The organism is Ensifer sp. Root954 (assembly GCF_001429005.1).
GTDB classification, from domain to species: Bacteria; Pseudomonadota; Alphaproteobacteria; order Rhizobiales; family Rhizobiaceae; genus Ensifer; species Ensifer adhaerens.
Genome location: NZ_LMJM01000001.1, coordinates 1 through 16,393, shown reverse-complemented (window position 1 = coordinate 16,393; position 16,393 = coordinate 1). Strand labels below are relative to the sequence as shown.

Below are 16,393 nucleotides of genomic sequence, written 5' to 3'. Positions count from 1 at the left end.
GCGCGTTTTCTTCGTCTGAGGTTCGGCGGGCCGCAGCGGCGCGCAGACGCTGCCGGCGATTTTCGGCATGTGTCTGCCGCAAGCGGCGAGCCGTGCGGTGACGGCCGTGGCTACCGGCATTCGGCCTTCAGCAAGGTAGACACCGCAATGGTACAAGGAGCCCGCATGCCCAGCCCCCTTTTCACAGCCGCACGCTCGCAGCTGATCGGCGCCGTCGTTCTTGCAGGCTGCGTGCTCGGCCAGGCGACCGGTGCCGGTGCCGAAGACGCCGTTACCTTCAACGTGATCGACGATCGCGGTGTGGCGGTCACCATTCCGGCGAAGGTACAGAAGGTCGCCTCCGTTTCCTATTTCGCCGCGGATGTCGCGCTCGCCCTCGGGCTGACGCCGGTTGCGACGACCTACATGGTGGAAGGCCGTCATCCCGATTTCCTCGGCGGCTACCTCGATGGCGTCAAGCAGATCGGCCAGCGCGCCACCCCGAACATCGAGCTGCTCGCGGAGGCAAAACCGGACCTCACGGTCGCGATCCGCCGCTACACCGAAGGCAATGCCGCCCAGTACGAGAAGGTCGCGCCCTATCTCGCCTACGACCTTGAACTCTACGCCGACAGCGACCGTACCATTGCGCAACTGGCGACGATCCTTGGCCAGCCGAAACGCGGGCAGGAGATCAACGCCGCCTTCAAGAGCGACCTCGAGGCCTTTGCAGCGAAGGCGCCGAAGGACAAGCACCCGCGTTTCGTGGTGATGTGGGGCGGGGACATTCCCTGGGTCTTTCGATCGGAAAACATGACTGCCGCCATCCTGGTGGCGCTTGGTGGCGACAACATCGCCGGTCAGAACCCGACGCCGTCCGTTCCCGGGAACTGGGGCATGGAAATGAGCCTCGAAACCCTGCTGGAGCAGGATCCGGAAGTCATCTTCGTCTATGACTACGGCCCGGACCGCCCTCAGGAAAACAATCCGATCTGGCAGCAGCTCTCGGCGGTGAAGAACGCACGCGTGCACTATGTCGGCGACCATTGGGTTGAGGCGCACGGGCCGATCGCCCGCCAGATGGTACTGCGCGAGGCAGCGCATCTGCTCTATCCCGATGCCTTTCCAGCCATCGACGTGAAGGCGGAAGCCCGCAAGTTCATCCCCGCCTCAATCCAGTAACAGGTGAACCGGCCCTTGCACTTGCGGGGCCGGCAAATTCTCATGCCCCGTAACCGTCCTACAGTTTCTGAAGCGCGCCGCATCGTCGGGCTGGCAACGCCGCTGGCGCTGGTACAGCTGGCGCAGGTCGCAATCTCGACCACCGACCTGCTGATGCTCGGCTGGGTCGGTGGCGAGGCGCTTTCGGCTGCCGCACTCGGGCTCGCCGTGTTCAATCTGCTGCGCACGATTGGCTTCGGTCTGATCGTCGGCACGTCGAATCTCGTTGCCGAGGCATCCGGCGAAAAGGTGGCGCCGTCTCATTTGCTGGGTTCGCTGAGCATCGCTGCCGTTGCCGGGCTGATTTCGGCAGCGTTGATGATGATCGGCGGCAGCGGCCTGCGCTGGCTCGGACAGGATGCCGGCGTCGTCGAGCTTGCGCGCGAGTATCTGATGTTTCTGGCGCCCGGCATCATCCCGCTCTTCTGCTTTTACGCCTATCGTGGCGTCGTCGTCGGCCGGCGTCAGGCGAATTTCCTGCTTACGATCACGCTCGCGACCATTCTGGTCAATGCCCTGCTCGACTATGGCCTGCTGTTCGGCACGTTCGGCCTGCCGAAGCTCGGCGCTTCGGGCGTCGCAGCCGCAAGCACGCTCGCCTTCCTGGCACAATTCGCTGCCATTGCCTGGATAACGCACCGGCGGCTGTCGTTCTCGCGCCTCGTGTCGATGGGGGAGGTCGTCGCAGCCATCCGGCGGCTGCTTGCGATCGGCATTCCGACAGCCGGATCCTACGCATCCGAGGCCGGCTTCACCGCGCTGGTCACGCTTATGGTCGGGGCCTGGGGTGCCGCCGCGCTCGCCGCGCAGGCGGCGGTCAATCAGGTCGTCTATGTCGTCTTCATGCTGTCGGTCGGGCTTTCGCACGCGACCTCGGTCGGGGTCAGCGAAGCCTTTGCGGCCGGCGACAGCGAACGCGCGCGGCGGGTCGGCGGAACGGGGCTGCTGCTCGGCATTTCAGTCGCCTCCGTCTTCGCTCTGATTATCCTGTTGCTGCCGGCGCCGATCCTGGCTCTGTTTTCCCTGTCGCCGGCCGGATCCGAGGGCGCAACCTATCTGGCCGCGTCCGCGCTGGTGTCTGTCGCGGCGCTCGCCCAGCTGCCCGATTTCGCGCAGAACATCGGTATCGGCGCGCTTCGCGGCGTCGGCCGTGCCGCGAGCGGCTTCTGGATCACGCTTGCAAGCTATTGGCTGATCGGTGCGCCGGCCGCCTGGCTCATCGGTTTCCACCTCGCTCCCGGCGCCGTCGGTGTCTGGCTCGGCATGGGGCTTGGGTTCGCTGCCGCCGCGACCGGTCTTTTCTGGGCCTTCCATCGCGCGACGACCGATATGACCGCTGTAGGGAACGTCTCGGAGCAACGGCCATGAGCGACCAGACGCGCGCACCGCTGTGGTTTGCGATGTTGCTGGCGGTAGCGCTGATTGTCAGCGTGTCGGCGCTGATCTTCGGCGCAAAGCCGATGACGCTTTCCCAGGCGCTGGCGGCACTATCATCGCCGGCTGGCGGTACTGATTCGATCATCGTCTGGACACTGCGCATGCCGAGAAGCATCGCCGCCTACTTCGCAGGCGCAGCTCTCGCCGTCTCGGGCTACCTGCTGCAATCGATCACGCGCAATCCGCTGGCCGCACCCGACCTCACCGGCGTCACCGCCGGCGCCGTGGCGTTCATCGTCGCGAGCTTCGTCCTTTTCCCTGCCGTATCTTCCACGCTCTTTCCGGCAATCGGGATGGTCGGCGGATTGGCGGCGGCCGCGCTGACGCTGTGGACGGCAAGGGGCGGGCGGGCGTCGCCGCTGCACCTGGCGCTGGGCGGGATCACGGTCGCCCTGTTCTTAAATGCGGTCACCACTTACCTGCTCGTCCGGGGCGGGCCACAATCGCCCTCGGTGCTGTTCTGGCTTTCCGGCGGCTTTCAAGGGAGATCCTGGGCGCAGGTCGGCTACATGCTGCCGTGGATCGTCGTCGGGCTCGGCATCGCTCTTTGCTGCCACCGCATCATCGCGCTCCTGTCGCTCGGCGACGAGGCCGCCGCCGGCATGGGCGCCAATCCCGTCCTGTGGAAGCTCGTGCTGCTTGCCGCAGCCATCTGCCTCGTTGCCGGCGTAACGCCGGTTGCCGGGCCTGTTGCCTTTGTCGGGTTGGCCGCCCCGCATCTTGTCCGGCTGCTGCGGCCGGGCTCGGCGCTCTGGGCGCTTCTCCTCAACATCGCGCTTGGCGGATGCCTGTTGATGACGGCGGACGCACTCGCCCGCTCGGTCGCCGCGCCACGGGAAATTCCGGTCAGTATCTTCACCGCGCTGATCGGCGGCCCGGTGTTCGTCTATCTGACCCAACGCGGCCCGCGGCCCGGTGCTGGAGGCGGGCGTCTATGACGAGGACCACGACCGAAACACCGGCGCTGCGACATACCGTGCTGCTGGTCGCACTATTTCCCGGCCTCCTGCTGGTGGCGATCCTGCTCGGGGTCGCCGACCTGCCTCTGTCTGATGTCGCTGCCGTCCTCATCGGACGCGGATCGGACAATGCGCAGCTGATCATCGAGACCATCCGGATCCCGCGCATCCTGACCGGCATGCTCGCCGGTATGCATTTTGCGGTCGCCGGTGCCCTGCTGCAGACGGTCACGCGCAACCCGCTGGCCGACCCGACCATCATGGGCATTTCTCAAGGGGCGACGCTGGCGGTGACCCTGTTCCTCTTCGTCGCGGTCTATGGCGTCGCCTCCGATGCCAACACGCTTTACGCCCTGCCGGTTGCCTGGCTGCCGCTGGTCGGCGCCATCGGCGGGCTTGCGGCCGGGGCGCTGATTTATGGCCTTGCCGTCCGCAGGGGATTGAGCGCTCTGCGCGTAACGCTGTGCGGCATCGCGATCGGCGCCTTTCTGCATGCACTTGCCATGGGCATCATCGTCGGTTGGGGCAGCGCCCGGTTCGAGATCGTCATGCAATGGCTTGCCGGCAGCCTTTATGCGCGTGGCTGGGAGCATGTGGTCTTTCTCCTGCCGTTCACGCTCGCCGCGCTCGCTGTGCTTCCGTTCCTCCACCGTTCGCTGGCGATCTTGCGCTTCGAGGAGGACGTCTCACGCTCCTTCGGGCTGAATTATCGCCTGCATTTCACCCTGGTTCTCGCCGTTGCCTGCGTCCTTGCCGCCAGTGCCGTCGGCGTCGTCGGTCCGTTGATTCTCATCGGGCTCGTGGTGCCGCATCTTGCAAGGCTCCTGGCCGGTCGCCATTTCGCGGCGGTCCTGCCGCTGACGGCCCTCATCGGCGCGACACTGGTCGTGGCGGCCGATCTCGCCGGACGGCTTGCCGGCGGCGCCGAGGAAATTCCGATCGGTGTCGTCACCGCTTTTGCAGGCGCGCCGTTCCTGCTCGTTCTACTTCGCCGCTACCGATGAGGCCGTGATGCATCTCAAAGCCGCCGACGTCACCATTCGCTATGCCGGGCATTGCGCACTCGCGACCTTCGCCCTTGCGCTCGGCCGCGGCGAAATCGTTGCGCTGATCGGCCCCAACGGGTCGGGCAAGAGCACCGCACTCCATGCGCTTGCAGGATTGACGGTGCCGGAGGCCGGCGACGTGACGCTCGATGGCCGGTCAGTGCGCTCATGGAAGCGTCGCCAGCTCGCGCGCCGGCTTTCCTTCCTGCCGCAGGCGCCGCTCTCGCCCGAGGGCATGACGGTCGAGCAGCTGGTCCGGCATGGACGCTTTGCCCATATCGGCGCCTTCGGCGGCTTTTCCGCCGCAGACCGCCAGGCGGTCGATTGGGCGCTCGACAGCGCCGATCTGCACGATATCGCGCATCGGGACTTGAGAGCCTTGTCGGGTGGTGAGCGCCAGCGGGCCTGGATCGCGGCGGCGCTTGCGCAGGAAGCCGAGATCCTGCTGCTCGACGAGCCGACCTCGTTTCTCGACATCGGTCATCAAGTGGAAGTGCTGGAACTGCTTTGCCGCCTGCGCCGCGAGCGGCAGGTAACGGTCGTGGTCGCCATCCATGACCTCAACCAGGCCATGGCGATTGCCGACCGGATCGTGCTGCTGGCAAAAGGTCGGACCCTGTTTTGCGGCACGGCCGATACGCTCGCCGACAGCGGGCTCGTCGAAACGACGTTTTCGGTCAGCGGCGCGTTCGAGCGCCCGCGCGATCAGGCGGGCGCTGTCTATTTCAACGCCCACATCGCCACGTGAGCGGCAATGCGCCCAGTGCACTTAGGCCCGGGCGCATTGTGAAGTTGTCAGGCCGCAAAGGCCGGCTTGCGGGCGCCGATCCTCAAGACGTAGTAGATCGCCCCGCCAATGGCGACGCCGAAGAACCAGCCATAGATTCCCCACCAGGCGGGCAGGATGGTGGTGAAGGTCGGCAGGATCGAGGAGAACAGTGCGCCGATGGCAAAGGCGATAAACGCGCTGCCGTGCCAGCCGCCCTGGAAGCGGAACTCGCCGTCCTCGTGATAGAGCGCTTCGACATTCAACTGGCCGCGGCGGATCAAATAATAATCCACCATCATCACCCCGAAGATCGGCCCCATCGTCGAGCCGATGAAGTTGACGAAATGCGCAGCCCCCGTTTCCCAAGGAGCGAACGGATAGAGGATGAGCGCAATCAGCGCCGCAATGTAGCCGCCGCGCTTGAAGTTGATCTGCCGCGGAAAGACGTTGGCAAAGTCGAAGGCCGGCGACACGAAGTTCGCCACCACGTTGATGCCGAGCGTCGCGACGGCGAAGGTAAGTGCTGCAAGCAGCGCCAGGAACCAGCTGTCGAATTTCGCCGAAATCTGGTCCGGATGCAGCAGCACTTCGCCATAGACGGCAAAGGCGGCGGTCGTCGTCACGCCGGCGACCAGGCAGAAGGCGAGCAGGTTGATCGGCAGGCCCCAGAGATTGCCCTTGCGTAGCGTCTTCACGTCGGTCGCATAGCGCGAGAAGTCGCAGAAGTTCAGATAGAGCGCTGCGAAGTAGGTGATCCAGGTGGCGGCGACCGCGGCCAGCGCCGGGAAGCTGCCGGGCTCCCAAGGAACGCCTGCGTCCTTGGTCTTTTCGATGAGCACGTCGCGCGGGATTTCCGAACCGAAGGAGAACGTCCCTGATTTGACGATCAGATAGACTGCGAGGATCAGCATCATGATCCAGACGGCCGGGCCTGCCCAATCCTGGAACTTGCGAACGGTCTCCATGCCGCGCTGGATGATAAGCAGTTGCAGCGACCAGACGACGACGTAGCAGATGACCTCAAGCGTCGAGTGGCCGAGCATGTGGCTGTTTTGATGGAAGGCCAGCATGCTTTCGTTGCGAATGAGAAGCGCCACGATCGCGCCGGACGCTGCAGCCGTCTGCGCGCCGTACCAGAAACAGGCGACGACGGCGCGCACCAGCGCCGGAACGTTGGCGCCGAAGGTACCGAAGGAGGCGCGGGCGAGAACGGGGAAGGGCACGCCGGTGCGTACGCCCGCATTGCCGACGAGGCTCATCAGGAAGAAGATCACCAGCGAGCCGATGCCGATCGCGATGACGAAGTTTATGAAGCTGCCGCAGAGCAGGAACAGGCTTGCTGCGAGGTAGTATCCCCACAGGCTATGCACGTCGGATGTCCACACATTGAAGATGCTGAAAGCGCCCCACCGGCGCTCCTCGGCCGGTGCCAGATCCTCGTTGTACAACGAGGGCGACGGATCGCGTACTGCCATGTCTTCCTCCGTATTTCCTCCGGGCCCCCCTCGGACCCGAGCTTGATTCTGCTCCCGTTTTGAGTCGTTGCAAAAAGCTTTTTTCGGATTGTATACAATCTCACCCTGGCGTGCATGGCCAGCCGTCGAAAGCTGCGCTGGCGCTTTACGCACCAAGCCGTTCGCGCTCTGCCAGCCGCCAGGCGCGGGGCGTCACGCCCGTCTGGCGCAGGAAAAAGCGGGAGAAATAGGCGGGGTCGGCGAAGCCGAGGCGGAAGCTGATTTCCTGGACGCTGGCGCGGGTGAAAACGAGTTCGCGCTTTGCTTCACCGACGAGCTTTCGCGAGATCATTTCGTGGGCGCTGAGGCCGGCGACGGCGCGCGTGATCCGGTTGAGATGGGTTTGCGACAGGCCAAGTTCGCGGGCATAGGCGGCGGCCGGCCAATGCGAGCGGAGGTGCTGCTGCAAAAGCGCTTGGAAGCGCTGGACCCGCCGCTCGTTTTCACTCTGGCTGCTGTCATCCCGGTCGTCGCTCGTCTCGTCGAGACGGGCCGTCAGCGTCAGCGCGGCGGTCAGGTAGGCATCCAGAAGATCGGCGCGGTTGCCGCGGCTGGTTTCCCATTCCCTGGCAAGACGTGTGAGGGTTGCTGCGATGTAGGCAGCATCTTCGCCGCCGTCGAGCCGGATCAGGTGCGGGACGGCGAGCCAGGCGCCAAGGCGGCTGCGCTCGCCGGGCGTTGTCTTCAAGTGCGAAGCAAGGATGGTGAAGACGAAGCCGTCGATGTCGCGCGAGAAGCGGAAACCGTGGCTGAGCGCCGGCGGAACGGTAATGACCATCGGCGGTTCGATCATGTTGACTGCGTTGCCAAAGACCGCATCGCCGGAGCCGCTGGCAATGTACAAGATCTGAAAGAAGCTCTCGTGCCGGTGCAGCCCGATCTCCCAGTGGTAGAGGCTGCTTCTTGACGGAATAGTCTCGCAATGCAGCCAGAAATCCGGCCGTTCTCCGGTCTTTTCGCCGTAGAGTTCGTAGGTCGGAACCGTCTTCCTCATGCAGCACATCCTGAAGCCATGTTCGATTTGTGCAATTTCATGGCGGATTTGTCCATTGAGAGCGAAGCCGGCCCGGCGCAGATTTTGCCAAAAGACAATTCTGACAAAGAGCAATTCCGGAGGAGAGCATGCGCACCAAGGTGGTCATCATCGGGTCGGGCCCGTCAGGGCTTTTGCTCGGGCAATTGCTGACGGAAGCGGGCATCGACAATGTCATTGTCGACCGTGTCAGCAAGGACTACATCCTCGGGCGCGTGCGCGCCGGCGTGCTGGAGGAAGGCACGGTCGGCCTGATGGATCGCGCTCAAGCCGGGGCGCGCATGCATCAGGAGGGCCTGCCGCATGACGGCTTCTCGCTCGCCTTCGATGGCCGCGATCACCGCATCGATCTCAGGCAACTGACCGGGGGCAAGCGCGTCATGGTTTATGGCCAGACGGAGCTGACGCGCGACTTGATGGAGCATCGCGAGCGCTCAGGGGCTGTCACGATCTACGAGGCGGCCAATGTCCAACCGCATGATTTCGACGGTCATCTGCCCTATGTGACCTTCGAGAAGGATGGCACGGCGCAGCGCATCGACTGCGACTTCATCGCCGGCTGCGACGGCTTTCACGGGATCAGCCGCAAGTCGGTACCGGAAAAGGCGCTCAAGACCTTCGAGAAGGTCTATCCCTTCGGCTGGCTGGGCATTCTCGCCGACGTGCCGCCGGTCGACCACGAACTGATCTATGCCAACCATCCGCGCGGTTTCGCGCTTTGCTCGATGCGTTCGACGACGCGCAGCCGCTACTACATCCAGTGCGCGGTGAGCGAAAAGATCGAGGATTGGTCCGACACGCGCTTCTGGGACGAACTTCGCCGGCGGCTGCCGTCTCATCATGCCGAAGCAATGGTAACGGGACCGTCCTTTGAAAAATCAATCGCGCCGCTGCGCTCTTTCGTTGCCGAGCCGATGCGTTTCGGCCGGCTGTTCCTGGTCGGCGATGCCGCCCATATCGTGCCGCCAACCGGCGCGAAGGGTCTGAACCTTGCCGCCAGCGACGTGCATTATCTCTTCGAGGGGCTGCTCGAACACTACCAGGATCGCTCGAATGCCGGCATCGACGCCTATTCGGCGCGGGCGCTGGCGCGCGTGTGGAAGGCCGTGCGCTTCTCCTGGTGGATGACGACGATGCTGCACCGTTTTCCGGATACCGGCGATTTCGACCAGCGCATCCAGGAAGCCGAACTCGACTACCTCACCCATTCGGTGGCGGCAGAAACGGCGCTGGCGGAGAACTATGTCGGCTTGCCTTACTGAGCGGCGGCGGTGCGGTCGGCCCATTCGCCTCTAAGCATGCCATAGATCGCTGTGTCCCACCTGGCATCTCCGACCTTGGCGGAGGAGCGTCTGACGCCTTCCTCGTAAAAGCCGAGGCTTCGGTAGGTGCGGATCGCCGCCTCGTTGAACGTGTAGACGTTGAGCTCCAGCCGCTCGAAGGCGGGGTCGGCGAAAAAGCGGCGGGTGACTTCGCTGAGGAAAGGCTGGGCGAGGCCCTGGCCGCGCATGCGTGGATTGATGGCAACCCGGGCGAGGCGGCCGACGCCGTTTGCCCAGTCGAGCGCTACCTGCGCATGGCCGGCGAGCTTGCCGTCGGCGACGCCTGCAAACATCAAGCGCTCAGGTTCGGCACCCTTGGTTCCGGCGAGCATCGCTTCGAGCTGTGCCGCTTGCAGCGGAAAGGAGAGGCCGGGGCCGCCCCATTGCACCAGCGCCTCCAGGCTTGAAAACCAGTCGAGCATCTCGGGGATATGCGCTTCGGAAAATGCGTCAACAAGGAGGGGAGCGGTCGGCATGGTTCACCATTTTGTCGGGGCCGCAAATCTCGGCTGTGGGGCGGGGCTTGTAAAGCCGCGAAATCCCACGGGCCGCCGACAGGGCCTCAGTTCGCTTCCATCGCCAGCCGCATATCCTGCACCGTGGCGCGGGTCGCCTCGACATAGGCGTCGACCAGGTGGCGGTTTCTCGTTTCGCGGAGCCAGCAGAGGCTGAGATCCGACGCAATGCTGGGGAGAAACGGCTTGATTGTCAGCCGGTCGCGCTGGCCAAAGGCGAACACCGGATCGACGATGGCGATCCCCAGTCCGTTGGCGACCATTTCGCATACCGCCGGCGCAAGGGTCGCATCCATGATGTAGTTCAACCGCGTGCCATAGACATCGAGCGTGCTTTCGATCTTTTGCCGGATGCGGTTGTCCGCTGCAAAGCCGATATAGGGCTCGCCGTGGATATCGGCGGGCACGATCTCCTGTTTCGCAGCGAAGCGATGGTCGCGCGGCGCAATGCAGACGAGGTCTCCGCCGCGCAAGGGAACGCACTCGATATAGGGGTTGTCCGTATTGCGGTTGATGAGGCCGATATCGACCTGCTTGGATAGCAGCCATTCGACGATGAACTGCGAACTGCGGATCACCACCGAGATGTAGGCGTCGCCATGCCCCGCAAGAAAGCGCTTGTTGGTGTCGCTGATGAAGAGGCCGGAAAGCGCCGGCATCACACCGACCGAGATCTGCCCCAGTTCCTCGCGCCGGATCAGGTCGACGGCGCGCTCGATCTGCTTGATGCCGGCGAAGACACGATCGATCTCCTTGTAGAGCCGCATGCCATGCTCCGAAGGAATGAGCCGCCCCTTGATGCGGTCGAAGAGTTCAAGCTCCGTATCTTCTTCCAGATGCGCCAGGAGCTTGCTCACGGCGGGTTGCGAGATATGCAGCACTTCCGCGGCACGGCTGACCGTGCCGCATTCGATCACGGCTTTAAGAGCCTCGATTTGTCGCAGGTTCGGTGCGCGCTTCATTTCATAACTTCATTCGGGGCAAACTTGCCCATACCCTAGCTTTGCGCGCGGAGGTTGACAATCCGGCCGACCAAGACCCCCGCAAAATATCGCCGTTTGCCGTGCCGGCTTAAATTCTGGGCTATAACCTTTTGGAATGGATGCAGGCTCAAAAACAATTAGACGGACCAAATTTGCTGCGCCAATCTTTATGCAGGCTGCAACTGGATCGATCCGGCTGCGCGATCGGCGACGGGATCAGAAGCGCGTATGCGCGCTCTGGCGCCATCAAGTCACGCTGGGAGGCGAGAGGAGAAACAAATGATTATCGGGCAGAAGATCAATCGCAGGAACGCGCTCAAGCTGTTGGGGGCAGGCGGTGCAACGGTGCTCACCGCGCCTTACCTCATCCGGTCGGCGCGTGCTGAGAGCTCGGTTCTCAACATCACCACCTATGACAAGTTCCTGCCGCAGGATTTCATCGAGCAGTTCCAGAAGGACACAGGCATCGAGGTTCGCATCCGCCTGACCGACGACCAGGGCAAGCAGTACAACCTGCTGACGGCGGAAGGCGCAAACCCGACCACGGACATCGTGACGGTCGCCGGCCACCGCTACGGCCAGTTCATCGGCTCCAAGCTGGTGCAGGCGCTGGATACGGCAAAGCTGCGTAATTGGGCGAACCTCAACCCCGCCTATCAGGACGCCGCCTGGGCGCGCTTCGAGGGCAACCTTTGGGGATTGCCGATCCTTGCCGGCTACGAAGGCCTCGTGCGCAACACCGACTACGTGTCGGAGGCCGACAGCTGGGGCATCATGTTCGACGAGAAGTACGAAGGCCTGACCGCCTATATGGCGGGCGACTTCATGTCGATCACCATGAAGTATCTGGGCCATGACGGCGACTTCGTCACCTACACCGACAAGGTCGAGGAGGCCCAGAAGGCCGCCAGCCAAGCGCGCGACCACCTGATCAAGCACAAGCACATGGTTCGCAAATACTACGATGCGGCCAGCGAAGTGCAGCAGATGTTCATCAACGAGGACATCCATCTGGCGCAGGCCTGGTCGGGCCCGGCCGCCAAGCTGATCATGGACGGCGTGCCGGTCAAGCTCTCCGTGCCGAAGGAAGGCACCTACGGCTTCTGCTACACGCTGAACATCGTCAACAACGCGCCGAACGCCGAGAACGCCTACAAGCTGTTCGACGCGATCCTGGCGAACCCCGAGGTCGGGGCGGCGATGACGCGCACCTCCGGCTTCAGCTCGACGATATCGGGTGTCGAAAAGCTGCTCGACGAGAGGGAGCGGCTGGCATCGACCCTGCCGCAGGACGAGCTCGAGCGCGTCACCTTCTTCAGCTCGCTCAACCGCTCGATGAAGAACGAGATCATCGATCGCGCCGTCGCCGAACTGAAAGCGGCCTAAGCAATCGCATTGCGATGACTGACTGACTGACCTCGCCGTGGCGGCGGGGTCAGAACGGTGACGCATGTTCTGCCAACGCCCGTCGGGTCGCGGACAAGCTTTGGGATAATTCAATGGCCGTGGGAACACATACGGCAGGTGGCGGTCTCCCCGTCCGTGCTGCGCACATGAAATACTCGACCGGTGTCGCGAGGGTGATCAACTCACTGCTCTATCGCTACACCTTGGGCGCCGTTGCCGAGTGGCGATACGGACGCATCCTGCTTTTGGCCGGCGTGCCGGTCGTCTGGATGCTGATGATGCATATCGGCCCCATCTACGAGATGCTGCGCATCAGCCTCCTGTCCAGCTATCCGCCGCAGCCGGGCGTCGAGGCCGAATTCACGTTCGACAACTACGCGCTCTTCTTCAGTGAAAAGCTCTACTGGATGCCGCTGCTGCGCAGCTTCATCTATGCCTCCATCGCAACCGCCGTCACCCTGGTCGTGGTCTATCCGGTTGCCTATTACGTGGCGAAGGTGGTTGCGACCGGCAACAGGTCACGGGCGCTGCTCCTGCTCTTGGCCCCGTTCTGGGCCGGTGAAATCATCCGTATCTTCTCGGTCATCATGCTTCTCGCCAATCGCGGTGCCGTTAACGTGCTGCTCAGGGAAATCGGGCTGACCGAGCGTCCGATCCAGATGCTCTACACCTCGTTTTCGATCAGCTTCGGCCTCGTCTACATGGTCTGCCTTTACATGCTGCTGCCGCTCTATTCGGCGATCGAGAAGATCCCGAAGTCGCTGCTCGATGCCTCAGCCGATCTCGGGGCAGGGCCGTTCACGCGCTTCCGCCGCATCATCCTGCCGCTTTCGCGCGACGGCATCGTGTCCGGATGCTCGCTGGTCTTCCTCACCTGCATGGGCGTGTTTGCCGCTCCCATTCTGCTCGGCGGGCCGACCACCAGCATGTTCTCCGAGACGATCAGCAGTTTCTTCCACGGCGCCAGCAGCCGTTGGCCGGCCGGTGCCGCCTTCGCGATGATCATGCTTGCCGCATCCCTCGTCACCGTCGGTCTGTTCATGCGGGTCGTCGGCGGCTCGAAGCAAAGGACATTCTGATGCGCGCCCTGTTTCACGATTGGCCCGGGCTGGCCCTCAAGTCCTTCTACTGGCTGTTTGTCCTGTACCTGTTTCTGCCGTTGTCGCTGATGGTGGCGGTCAGCTTCAAGGATGCGAGCTTCATTTCGTTTCCGCTCGGAAACCTGACGATCGACTGGTACGCCAAGGTCATAAAGGACAAGCAGTTCCTGGACGCCTGCCTCTACACAATCATGATCGCCGCGGCGACGACGGCCATTGCAACGGTGATCGGTGTCTGGATCGCGATGCTGATCGGGTCGCTGCGCGGGGCCGCTCAATACGTGGCCTTTGCGGTGGCCTGCCTGCCGGCCGTGGTGCCGGGCATGATCTCGGCGATTTCGCTGCGCATCTTCATCACCACCATCGATCTGCCGACGGGCACGGTCGCCATCATCCTCGGCCACGTCGTCCACGCCGTGCCTTTCGTGGTGGTCATGGTGCTGACGCGGCTGCGCTCGATGCCGGGCAATCTGGTCGATGCCGCGCGCGATCTCGGTGCCGACAGTATCGTAACCTTCTTCCGAGTCACGCTTCCCTATCTGGGACCGGCCATCTTCGGCGGCATGATCTTCTGCCTGCTGCTGTCGAGCGACGACTTCGTCCGCACCTTCTTCCTCGGCGGCTATCGCCCGACGCTGCCGATGCTGATCTTCGCCCGGGTGCAGTCCGGCATGTCTCCGGAGATCAACGTCATGGCGACGCTCGTCCTGGTCGTGACCGCCGTGGTCGGGCTCTACGCAGAATATCTCACACGTCGTTCGAGGATCCGCTGATGCAACCGGTTGTTCAGTTCGAAAATATCCGCAAGAGCTTCGGCAGCTTTGTCGCCGTCGATAATCTCAATCTCAACATCGAGCGCGGCAAGTTCGTCACCCTGCTCGGCCCCTCCGGCTGCGGCAAGTCGACAACGCTGCGCATGCTGGGCGGGTTCGAAACGCCGACCGAGGGCCGCATCCTGCTCTCCGGCCGCGACGTGACAATGGTTCCGCCGAACCGGCGCAACGTCAACATCGTGTTCCAGGATTACGCGCTGTTCCCGCACATGTCGGTCGCGAAGAACATCGCCTTCGGCCTGGAGTTGAAGGGCGTCGACAACCGCCAGATCCAGAGGCGCGTATCGGAGCTTCTGGAGCTCGTGCAGCTGCAGGATTTTGCCGGCCGCCTTCCGTCCGAGCTGTCGGGCGGCCAGCGCCAGCGCGTCGCGCTGATGCGCGCCTTGGCGCCCGATCCCGACGTTCTGCTTCTGGACGAGCCGCTTTCCGCCCTCGACGCCAAGCTTCGCCAGACGATGCAGATCGAGCTCAAGGCGATCCAGGAACAGACCGGCAAGACCTTCATGTTCGTGACCCACGACCAGGAAGAGGCGCTCACCATGTCGGATACGATCGTGGTCATGAACAATGGCCGGATCGAGCAGATGGGCGATCCGGCGACCCTCTACAAGCGCCCCGGCTCCGCCTTCGTGGCGACCTTCCTCGGCGAAACCAACCTGTTGCATTCCGACGTCGTCGGTACTGACGCCGGCGAAGCGGCGGTGCGGTGGAACGGCATGACGATCAAGGCGTCCGCCGGCGCGCTCTCGCCCAAGGCCGGCGACGCGATCTACGTCGTCCTGCGGCCGGAAGCGATCCAATGTTCGGCGCAGGAACCGGGTGTCGCCAACCGGGTAAAGGGGCGCATCCGCCAGCGCGTTTTCAAAGGCAACCACACATCGCTCAAGGTCGAGATCGGCGAGGGGCATCTGCTCAACGCACTCGTCCATCCAAGCGAGGTGGAAGGCTTGAGCCGCGACGACATCTGGGTCGGCTGGTCGTCCGAAGCGACGACGCTCATCCCCGCCCGCAACGCGGCTTAGCCGCAACACCCTCGACGGCGGGCGCCCAGCTGCGCCCGCTACCCGATATCAATGAAAGTGGAAAACGACATGCGTGTAGGTATCGCAGGTGCTGGCTCTATTGCCTTCGGCACCGCTGCACTTCTTGAAAAACTGGGACACAAGGCAACGCTCTGGTCGCCGTCCGGCACCGGGACTGTGGCACTTGCCGACGGAAAGAGCCTGACGGCCGAGGGTGCCATCGAAGGCACCTTCCTTCCGGCCGTTGCCGAGAGTGCGGAAGATCTCGTCCACGATACCGATGCGATCCTCATCGCGCTGCCGGCCTATGGTCACCGCTTCGTGCTGGACGCAATCGCGCCGCATCTGACCGCTGGACAAGTGGTGATCTTCAGCTCGCACACCTCGTTCGGAGCGCTTTATCTCTCGTCGCTTCTGGCAGCACGCGGCATCACCTTGCCGATCGTTGCCTGGGGCACGACGATCGTCAGCGGCCGGAAGCTCGGCCCTGCGCTGGTGCAGGTGAACACCATCCGCAAGCAGGTCGACCTCGCGACCGTTCCGGCATCGGAAAGTGCGCGCGGCCATGCGGTTTGCACGGCGCTTTTCGGCGAACATTTTGTCGATCGCGGCAGCCTTCTGGCGATCGCGCTTTCAAACCTCAATCCCCAAAACCACCTCGGGATCGCGCTCGGCAACATGTCGCGCATGGAACGCGGCGAGACCTGGGTCCAGGCCCAGAACGTCACCCCCAATATCGGTCGTCTCCTGGAGACACTCGACCTCGAACGCCTGGCTGTCGCCGAGAAGCTGCAGCTGAAGGTGCGCGACATTTTTCAGCATTTCCACCTGTCGTTCCATGTGCCGGTCAGCACGATCTCGCAGATGAACCAGGAAATGCATGAGGCCGGACATAACGGCACGGGTCCTGCGACGGCGGACAGCCGCTATGTTACAGAGGATGTCCCCTTCGGTCTGGTCGTGACGGCGCAGCTCGCGCGCCTTGCCGGATGCCCGGCAGACCTGCACGAGGCCGGTATCCGCATCTTCTCGGCCATGTACGGCCGAGACTTCGAAGGCGAGAACGACCTCCTTCCGGAACTGGGCCTCGAGCGACTGGATCTCGAAGGTCTCGATGCCCTGTGCCGCACCGGCTTCCCGCCTGTCGTCGCTGTCGATCGAGCCGAGGGACGTGCCTGAATGAGCGATCGCTTCCTCACCCATCTCCGTTCAGAACTCGAGGGCCTGAAGACGGCCGGGTTGTACAAGTCGGA

At 63.4% G+C, this 16,393-nt stretch carries 15 protein-coding genes; 11 read left to right on the top strand and 4 right to left on the bottom strand.

Features of this window, described 5'->3' with window-relative positions:
* The first annotated feature begins 165 nt into the window (after positions 1 to 165).
* From ASE71_RS00075 to ASE71_RS00055, 5 genes are read left to right on the top strand one after another with little or no spacing between them, the layout of a single operon-like run.
* Complete coding sequence (locus ASE71_RS00075; RefSeq protein ID WP_082566593.1) at positions 166 to 1,161, top strand: ABC transporter substrate-binding protein; 996 nt, start codon at positions 166 to 168, stop codon at positions 1,159 to 1,161.
* 42 nt (positions 1,162 to 1,203) lie between these two features.
* Positions 1,204 to 2,568, top strand: a complete 1,365-nt coding sequence (locus ASE71_RS00070) for an MATE family efflux transporter (protein ID WP_063891326.1) — start codon at positions 1,204 to 1,206, stop codon at positions 2,566 to 2,568.
* Positions 2,565 to 3,575, top strand: coding sequence for a FecCD family ABC transporter permease (locus tag ASE71_RS00065; RefSeq protein ID WP_060522052.1), 1,011 nt, complete (start codon positions 2,565 to 2,567; stop codon positions 3,573 to 3,575). Before ASE71_RS00070 ends, ASE71_RS00065 begins: the two co-directional genes overlap by 4 nt.
* Positions 3,572 to 4,600, top strand: a complete 1,029-nt coding sequence (locus ASE71_RS00060) for a FecCD family ABC transporter permease (protein WP_060522053.1) — start codon at positions 3,572 to 3,574, stop codon at positions 4,598 to 4,600. The genes ASE71_RS00065 and ASE71_RS00060 overlap by 4 nt, the downstream gene beginning before the upstream one ends.
* A 7-nt stretch (positions 4,601 to 4,607) precedes the next feature.
* Positions 4,608 to 5,390, top strand: coding sequence for an ABC transporter ATP-binding protein (locus ASE71_RS00055; RefSeq protein WP_060522082.1), 783 nt, complete (start codon positions 4,608 to 4,610; stop codon positions 5,388 to 5,390).
* 47 nt (positions 5,391 to 5,437) lie between these two features.
* Here the strand turns inward: ASE71_RS00055 and ASE71_RS00050 are convergent, their stop codons facing one another.
* On the bottom strand, positions 5,438 to 6,886 hold the full coding sequence (locus ASE71_RS00050; protein ID WP_060522054.1) for an NCS1 family nucleobase:cation symporter-1: 1,449 nt from the start codon (positions 6,884 to 6,886) through the stop codon (positions 5,438 to 5,440).
* 145 nt (positions 6,887 to 7,031) lie between these two features.
* Positions 7,032 to 7,919, bottom strand: a complete 888-nt coding sequence (locus ASE71_RS00045) for a helix-turn-helix domain-containing protein (protein ID WP_060522055.1) — start codon at positions 7,917 to 7,919, stop codon at positions 7,032 to 7,034.
* Positions 7,920 to 8,047: 128 nt separating this feature from the next.
* Between ASE71_RS00045 and pobA the strand changes: the two genes are divergently transcribed.
* Positions 8,048 to 9,220, top strand: coding sequence for a 4-hydroxybenzoate 3-monooxygenase (gene pobA, locus ASE71_RS00040; protein ID WP_060522056.1), 1,173 nt, complete (start codon positions 8,048 to 8,050; stop codon positions 9,218 to 9,220).
* Here pobA and ASE71_RS00035 read toward each other — a convergent pair.
* Both ASE71_RS00035 and ASE71_RS00030 read right to left on the bottom strand, forming a co-directional pair.
* Positions 9,214 to 9,756: a GNAT family N-acetyltransferase gene (locus tag ASE71_RS00035; RefSeq protein WP_060522057.1), complete on the bottom strand. Its 543-nt coding sequence runs from the start codon at positions 9,754 to 9,756 to the stop codon at positions 9,214 to 9,216. The genes pobA and ASE71_RS00035 overlap by 7 nt on opposite strands.
* Positions 9,757 to 9,842: 86 nt before the next feature.
* A complete protein-coding gene (locus ASE71_RS00030) occupies positions 9,843 to 10,757 on the bottom strand; it encodes a LysR substrate-binding domain-containing protein (RefSeq protein WP_034805874.1) in 915 nt (304 codons plus the stop codon).
* A 300-nt stretch (positions 10,758 to 11,057) separates the two neighbouring features.
* Here ASE71_RS00030 and ASE71_RS00025 point away from each other — a divergent pair, with 300 nt between their 5' ends.
* From ASE71_RS00025 to ASE71_RS00005, 5 genes are all read left to right on the top strand, one after another.
* Entirely contained in the window at positions 11,058 to 12,164 is a 1,107-nt protein-coding gene (locus ASE71_RS00025; protein ID WP_060522058.1) for an extracellular solute-binding protein, read from the top strand.
* A 113-nt stretch (positions 12,165 to 12,277) separates the two neighbouring features.
* Entirely contained in the window at positions 12,278 to 13,264 is a 987-nt protein-coding gene (locus ASE71_RS00020; RefSeq protein WP_051659715.1) for an ABC transporter permease, read from the top strand.
* On the top strand, positions 13,264 to 14,058 hold the full coding sequence (locus tag ASE71_RS00015) for an ABC transporter permease (RefSeq protein WP_034805885.1): 795 nt from the start codon (positions 13,264 to 13,266) through the stop codon (positions 14,056 to 14,058). Before ASE71_RS00020 ends, ASE71_RS00015 begins: the two co-directional genes overlap by 1 nt.
* Positions 14,058 to 15,140 carry an ABC transporter ATP-binding protein gene (locus tag ASE71_RS00010; RefSeq protein ID WP_034805888.1) on the top strand — a complete coding sequence of 361 codons (1,083 nt, stop codon included), beginning with the start codon at positions 14,058 to 14,060 and terminating at the stop codon, positions 15,138 to 15,140. The genes ASE71_RS00015 and ASE71_RS00010 overlap by 1 nt, the downstream gene beginning before the upstream one ends.
* A 69-nt stretch (positions 15,141 to 15,209) precedes the next feature.
* Positions 15,210 to 16,319, top strand: coding sequence for an NAD/NADP-dependent octopine/nopaline dehydrogenase family protein (locus ASE71_RS00005; protein WP_200949987.1), 1,110 nt, complete (start codon positions 15,210 to 15,212; stop codon positions 16,317 to 16,319).
* Positions 16,320 to 16,393 lie beyond the last annotated feature (74 nt).